This is a genomic window from Atribacteraceae bacterium (assembly GCA_035477455.1).
Classification (GTDB): Bacteria; Atribacterota; Atribacteria; order Atribacterales; family Atribacteraceae; genus DATIKP01.
The window spans coordinates 1-6,866 of sequence record DATIKP010000006.1 but is presented as its reverse complement, the minus strand read 5'-3'; the positions used below and the strand labels follow the sequence as shown (position 1 = coordinate 6,866).

General features: G+C 50.6%; 7 protein-coding genes and 1 pseudogene. 2 read left to right on the top strand and 6 right to left on the bottom strand.

The features are described 5' to 3' along the window. Positions 1-173: 173 nt before the first annotated feature. Positions 174-1,357 (top strand): annotated as a pseudogene (locus VLH40_00275) (IS256 family transposase). After that, complete coding sequence (locus tag VLH40_00270) at positions 1,357-1,554, top strand: hypothetical protein (GenBank protein ID HSV30446.1); 198 nt, start codon at positions 1,357-1,359, stop codon at positions 1,552-1,554. The pseudogene VLH40_00275 and the gene VLH40_00270 overlap by 1 nt, the downstream one beginning before the upstream one ends. Positions 1,555-1,718: 164 nt before the next feature. On the opposite strand, the gene VLH40_00265 is transcribed toward VLH40_00270, so the two are convergent. The 6 genes from VLH40_00265 to VLH40_00240 all read right to left on the bottom strand — a co-directional run bounded on the left by VLH40_00265 (position 1,719) and on the right by VLH40_00240 (position 6,547). Next, the gene (locus VLH40_00265; protein HSV30445.1) at positions 1,719-2,717 is read right to left on the bottom strand and encodes a substrate-binding domain-containing protein; all 999 of its coding nucleotides are present in this window, start codon (positions 2,715-2,717) and stop codon (positions 1,719-1,721) included. Between the two features lie 70 nt (positions 2,718-2,787). Then, positions 2,788-3,759, bottom strand: coding sequence for an ABC transporter permease (locus tag VLH40_00260; GenBank protein ID HSV30444.1), 972 nt, complete (start codon positions 3,757-3,759; stop codon positions 2,788-2,790). Positions 3,760-3,783: 24 nt separating this feature from the next. Continuing rightward, complete coding sequence (locus tag VLH40_00255; protein ID HSV30443.1) at positions 3,784-4,470, bottom strand: ATP-binding cassette domain-containing protein; 687 nt, start codon at positions 4,468-4,470, stop codon at positions 3,784-3,786. A 78-nt stretch (positions 4,471-4,548) separates the two neighbouring features. Then, on the bottom strand, positions 4,549-4,896 hold the full coding sequence (locus tag VLH40_00250) for a hypothetical protein (protein HSV30442.1): 348 nt from the start codon (positions 4,894-4,896) through the stop codon (positions 4,549-4,551). 286 nt (positions 4,897-5,182) lie between these two features. Further along, a complete protein-coding gene (locus tag VLH40_00245; protein ID HSV30441.1) occupies positions 5,183-6,178 on the bottom strand; it encodes a substrate-binding domain-containing protein in 996 nt (331 codons plus the stop codon). Between the two features lie 219 nt (positions 6,179-6,397). Further along, positions 6,398-6,547 carry a hypothetical protein gene (locus tag VLH40_00240; protein ID HSV30440.1) on the bottom strand — a complete coding sequence of 50 codons (150 nt, stop codon included), beginning with the start codon at positions 6,545-6,547 and terminating at the stop codon, positions 6,398-6,400. Positions 6,548-6,866: the final 319 nt, after the last annotated feature.

Below are 6,866 nucleotides of genomic sequence, written 5' to 3'. Positions count from 1 at the left end.
CAGAAGCAGAAAGGTAAGATAAGAAAGAGCTACCCTCAAAAGTTGGGTATAGCCAAATAAAAACCGGTGGCGTATCCTAAGGTGAAGTTCCTATGAAGAAATCACCTCGCTCCCCGAAGGGAGGATACGCCATGAAACAAGCAAAGCACGTTAAAGAGGAATTGTCAAAGGGAATCAATCTGGAAACAAATCAAACCGATGGAATCAACCCGGACAGGCTTGATCCCTTGACCGAAGTCTTGAGAAAGGGAGCCAGAAAGATGCTCCAGCTGGCCAGCGAAGTAGAAGGGGGGGGAGGAGTTCATGGCCCAACACCAGTGGCTGAAAGATGAATAAGGGCACCAAGCCATCGTGCGCAATGGGTATCTCCCGGAACGAAATATCCTTACCGGATTGGGCCTGATCCCGGTGACCGTTCCCAGAAGACCTCCTCCCCTGGCTCTGCCTGTGCGTTGCACGCAGACAGGTCTACTTGCATGGGGACCTCCACCAATGACTTCCCGCAATCTGGCCGCGCTTGTGGGACTCCAGGCTCCCGGCCTCTCCCCTCAGAGCATCGGAGACGGAAGGCCAAGTGGCCGGAGGAGTTCACCATTTGGCGGAAACGGGACCTCTCCCAGAAACGCTACGTCTACTGGTGGGGGGGGTATACCTGAATACTCGGAGGGAGGAGAGAACCGGCGTCCTGGTGATCAGCGGCGCCACCGAGGATGGAGAGAAAGAGCGGATCGCCCTGGAGGACGGGTTCCGGGAGAGTGAACCGTCCTGGAAAGAAGTGCTCTTGGATTTGAAATAGCGGGGGTCTGAGGGTGGGACCGCTGGGTACAGTGGGGGACGGCGCCCTGGGGTTCTGGAAAGCCCTTCCCCAGGTATTCGGGGACACCCGCCCCCAGCGGTGCTGGGTGCATAAGACCGCTAATGTCCTGGACAAACTGCGAAAGAGCGTCCAGAAAAAAGCCCAGGCCGACCTCCACGAGATCTGGATGGCCGAAACCAGGGAGGGGGCGATCAAGGCCTTCAACTTGTTCATCACCAAATACCCGGCCAAGCACCCCAAGGCCACCGACTGCCTGGCCAAAGACCGGGAGGCACCTGGCCTTCTGCGATTTCCCGGCCAAACACTGGAAGCATCTGTACACCACCCACCCGGTAAAATCCACTCATGAGTACCGTCAGGTTGCGGACAGACAAGACCCGCAACTGCGGTTCACGAGTGACCGTCCTCAGCATGGTCTTACAGCTCTTTCTCAGTGCCGGGAAACGGTGGAGAAGACTGAAGGGAGTTCCAAGGTTAGCAGAAGTGGTGGAGGGAGTTATATTCGTCGAGGGAGTTCACCAAAAAGAGGACGCCGCCTGATGGGTCATACGCAAGATTTGACAATAGCTCTGAGGAGTGGGGGGATATCCGATTGTCACTACTGGCGGGCCGCTCAATCGATCACTCCAATCAACCTGGTGGAGCGGTTGGCTTGCGTCCGTGCAATCCAGCGTTGTACCATCAAGAGGCTTACCCCGGAGCTACAGGCGACGGAACGTCACGCTTCGCCTTTTTGATTATCATAACTGACTTGGGGTTGCTGGCCCCTCAGTGACTTCCGGTTGCTGACACTTAGTAGTTAGGGTGTGAGCTTGTCCACCCGACAATCCACACCCTAACTACTGGGGTAGTCCCTTTTTCTCGGCGGTCCTTACTCTTCCGGGATGCCACCCTTCTCTATCTATCTAATCCCTGCCTCCGCCAGTGCGGCGACTTCTTCGATATTACCAGCGTGTATCAATCCGGCTCCAGTGTCAACATGAAGTCCGGTGAAGTCGTAATGATGTGACAGATAGATCTGGAAGATCGACAGAAATCCATGCAGGAAGGGCTGCTGGTCCAATACCAGATCGGTATAGCCACCTCGTATGGCCCTGACTATCGCCGGGGAAAGATCAAAGCCGGCACCGAATATGTCCTCCGGTCCCAAATCTGCGGCTTTGATGTAATCCTCCAATACCGCAGTCATACCACCGTGATCAGTCACGATAACCTTAGTATCGGGATTAGCCAGAAGATGCCCTGCGGCGACCGGGATACCGAGCGCCGGGTCCACGTTCACTTCGTCGGATACCTCCAAATAGTCAACTACCAATCCGGCTTCCTCGAAGGCGTCTATCACTCCTCTTGATCTTAACCCCCGGATAGGCCCATACCCTAACATACCCCATACGAAGACCCGGTCACCTTCAACCAGACCGGCATGTTTAACTGTCGCCTCGCCCAATTGATACCCAGAACCATATAGATCTGCACCAATCCAGCCAAATCCGTCTAACTTATATCTGGCTTCAAGCTTGGGAAGCGTCGTATTTATAGTCGTTACTATGATTCCCAGCTCTTTAGCTTCATCTATAAACGGTTCAAACGCATCATCTCCCGGAACACCATAAACCACTATCCCATCGGGTCTCATGGCCATCGCCTCTTGGAATTGGGTAATCATCTTCTCGGCGAGCCAGTCTGACCACCAAGTTGTAACTTTCACCCTGGGTCCCAGTATCTCCGCCGCTGCCATTGCCCCTCTCTCCACTACTGTAGCGAAAATGCATCCTGGAGGGCCTCCGGCAAAGAAGTGTATAGCTACCGGCTCCTCTTCTGCTGCCAGTGCTGAACCGGTCAGGATAAAAGCCACCACCAGTAACAAGCTTAACCCCAGCGGTAAGAGTTTCCTTTTCATTGGTTCTTCCTCCCTGTCTTTTATTAGCGGAAGTTTCTATAAAATGTTGTTTTGACGATTGGGGTAAGCCTCACCTCCTTCTTCTTTCTATCAGGCTGTGTATTGCTACAGCAATCAGTATGAGTAGCCCGAAGACTAAGCGAGTCCAGAAGCCTCCCAGGCCTGATGCCACGATTCCCGCCTCCAGGGAGCCAACAAGAAAGGCACTGATAAATGTTCCGAGGATAGTCCCTAAACCACCGAACATTGAAGTGCCACCAACAAAAACCGTAGCCATGGTCGGCAGTAGATAGCCTTCGCCCGCCGTGGGAAACCAAGTCCTCAATCTTACGCTGGCCAATACGCCAACGAACGCGGCAATTACCCCCATCATAACAAACACCATGATTTTGGTTTTAGCAACGTCAATACTCATCATGCGGGCGGTATTCGGATTGTCCCCCACAAACAAGATGTGGTTGCCAAATTTATGGCGGAAAAGGATTAGGGCAAATACAATTGCAAGGCCTACAAACCATAGCGATTGAGCCGGAATACTTCCTCCCACATCGCCTATCAATACAGCAGACAGTTGTGTTTCACCGATTCCTCTCAGCACTCTGGCCAGTCCGTCAGCCAGCACATCGGAAATTCCCCTGAGAAAGAAGCCCATGCCTAAGGTGGCAACTATTGAGGGTATAGGGACCTTGGTTATCAATAGACCGTTGGCTATACCGATCGCGGCACCAACCACCAACGCTCCTATAAGTCCAAGCAGACTATCTCCTGTGGCGATGAAAATCTCGGCGAAAACTAGTCCTGCAAGCGCTGAGGCAGAAGGAAATGACAGATCGATCTCGCCAATAACAAGAACCAGCGTGAGCCCCAAGGCCAGGATCCCGATTATCGGAACAGTTTGTAAAAAAGCCCGGTAAATATGAGGAGACAGAAAAGCTTGCGGGCTCGTTAACATGAATAGCGCCAACAGCAGCATAAAAACAACGGCAAGAATCACATTCGCCTTATGCCTTCTGATTATTGTTCTTGTTATCCCCTGTTTCATGATAGGCTCCCTTTATCCTTTTGCTTAAGTTTGCGACGCGTGATATATCAATTGCTTCATTAACTCATCCTCAGATATTTCTTTTCTGGCATATTCAGCAGACACTTTTCCTCGATCTAAAATCACGAATCTATCTGACACCTCGTAGATGAGGGAGATGGTATGAGAGATATAAACACAGGATTTCCCTCGCTCTTTGATTTTTTGCACAAAATTAAGTACTTTGCCTATTTCTTTGACTGACAAAGCCCTGGTAGGCTCATCCAGAATTACCAAATCAGCGTCAAAATACATTGCTCGACTAATGACTACGCCTTGCCGTTCCCCACCCGACATGGTGCTCACGGTAGAATCAGTCGACATTCCCGCACCCCTGAAACCCAGGACATCTTTCATTATCTCATGGGTTTCTTGCTTCATCTTTGCCACGCACAAAAAACCCAGGCTGGTGGTCAATTCTCTTCCAACGAAAATATTCCTCCACACTGGATGCTTCTCTCCAAGCGAACTTTCCTGGTAGACCGTTTCAATACCCAGTTCCTGAGCCTTTTCAACCGAGTAATGGTGCGAGTCTATTTTGTTGTCCCTGATATAAAAGTTGCCGGAGTCTAAGGGATGCAATCCGCTCATGATTTTTATTAAGGTTGACTTTCCCGCTCCATTATCCCCTATCAGTCCGACAACCTCATTAGACCCAATTTGAAAATCCACTCCCTGTAAGGCCTTAACCTCCCCGAAGGACTTATGCACATTTTCCATTCGCACTAACGGCATAACTTTGGAACCCCCTCAAACTAAAATATTAGTACAGCTTTTGCCGGAAACAAAACCGTTGAAGCCCTTGATGTTACTGGTTTTTATAATATAAGCGCCTTTCTTGTTGGGTAGAATTGATAATAAGGAAAGATCCATCGATACCCAAAAAAAGGTTCCTGATGATGGCCATTTGACCAGAAAACCGGGGTAAAGACCTCCCTGGAAGCATATGATCTCCTCTTTTTCCAAAGGGTTCCTAGTCATAGTCATTTGAGAACTTGTTCCAGACCATATCAGAAAGGCGTTTCGGGGGTCAATATCTTTTCCCGTACCGTTGTCTACTCCCGTATCGGACATCATTTCAGCCCGGATTTCCTTCACCCGCCTCCAGGACCAACCGCCCCCTCTCTGTGAGGAAGAGGTCCTCATCGCCTATGCCTACATACAGGACACTGGTTTCCACACGTCATTTGAAATCAGTCGATATCCGTATTTTGGAATCATGTATCCTCGTTATTATAAAGAAAACGAATCTATCCTAATACTCGTAAGGGTTCTAAGGGCCAGGGTGTGAGCTTGCCAACCGACACCGATAATTCACACCCTGGCTATGGGGTAGTTCCTTTCTCCCGGTGGTTCTTGCCGCTCCCGGGATACCCTTCTCTGTCTACCTAATCCCTGCCTCCGCCAGTGCGGCGATGGCTTCGATATTACCGGCGTGTACCAAACCGGCATCAGTAAGAATGTGAAGGCCGGTGAAGTCGTAGTGGTATGACAGATAGATCTGGAAGACCGGTAGAAATCCCTGCAGGAAGGGCTGCTGGTCCCCTACCAAATCTGTATAGCCTCCCCTTATGGCCCTGACTGTCGCCGGGGAGAGATCAAAGCCGGCACCGAATATGTCCTCCGGTCCCAAACCGGCGGCTTTGATGTAATCCTCTAACACCGCAGTCATGCCACCGTGATCAGTCACGATAACCTTAGTATCGGGATTAGCCAGAAGATGCCCTGCGGCGACCGGGATACCGAGCGCTGGGTCAGCGTTCACCTCCGGAGATATCTCCAAATAGTCCACTACCAATCCTGCCGCCTCGAAGGCGTCGGTAACCCCTCTGGTTCTTAATCCCCGGACAGGCTCCCCTTTAAGCCCCCACACGAAGGCCCGGTCACCTTCAACCAAACCGGCTTCTCTAATAGCTGCCTCACCCAGACCAAACCCAAAACCGTAGAGATCTCCACCGACGTAGCCAAATCCGTCAGCCATATATCTTTCTTCAAGCTCAGGTAGTGGTGTATCGGCAGATGTTACTATTATTCCCAACTCCTTGGCTTCATCTACAAACGGTTCAAACGCTTCAACTCCAGGATGCCCCATAATCGCTATCCCATCGGGTCTCATGGCCATCGCCTCTTGGAATTGGGCAATCATCTTCTCGGCGGACCAGTCTGACCACCAAGTTGTAACTTCTACTCTGGGTCCCAGTATCTCCGCCGCTGCCATTGCCCCTTTATGCACTACCACAGCGTAAGTGCACCCTGGACTTCCTCCGGCAAAGAAGTGTATAGCCACCGGCTCCTCTTCTGCTAACAATGCTGAACCGGTCAGAATAAAAGCCATCACCAGTAACAAGCCTAATCCCAGCGGTAATAGTTTCCTTTTCATTAGTTCTTCCTCCCTGTCTCATTTTTTATTAACAACCCTAATTATTGATTTAACTGAATTTTACATTTTTACACCTCCTTCAATCCGTTGGATTTCTTCGTTATTCAAGCTTTTTTGTCAACTGAAAGCCTAGAGTTTGCTCAATCTATGGCTCCTCTATAAGTAAAGCTGTGAACGGGGAACGGCGCAGATGGGTGATGGGCAGAAGGGTGAAAATTTTTATGTATAATGCCGCCGGGTATCAATAGTCTGACTCCTCCCGATCTGTACCTGTGGTGGAAGGAGAGTCATCTGCCTGGCCAAGACCAATCGGGAGAAAACGCCGGTTTCGATGATCTCGTAAGAGGTGTTCCAGTGACGATGGACCATGATCGAAGGGATAGCTCCCCTCAAGTGTCCGGAGCGGGCAACCAGGCCGCCGATCAGGAGTCTGAGGAGACTGGGGCTTCGAGCTTTGGGTAGTACTTGCCCAAGAAAGATAATCCAGGTTCAGAAGGTTTTCAGAATGATTCGTCGACCCACGCAGTGGCCTCCTGAAAAAACATTGCTTTTTCAAGAGATCGGTTAACGCGGCTGGATACCTCGTCTTGTTTATCAGGAGGCATTTTGAATCTTTGGACATTTCTCTCTTTCCTCTGGGAAGGAGAACATAAGCTCTGACTCGCCCCATCCCGAATAGAAAAAGCCA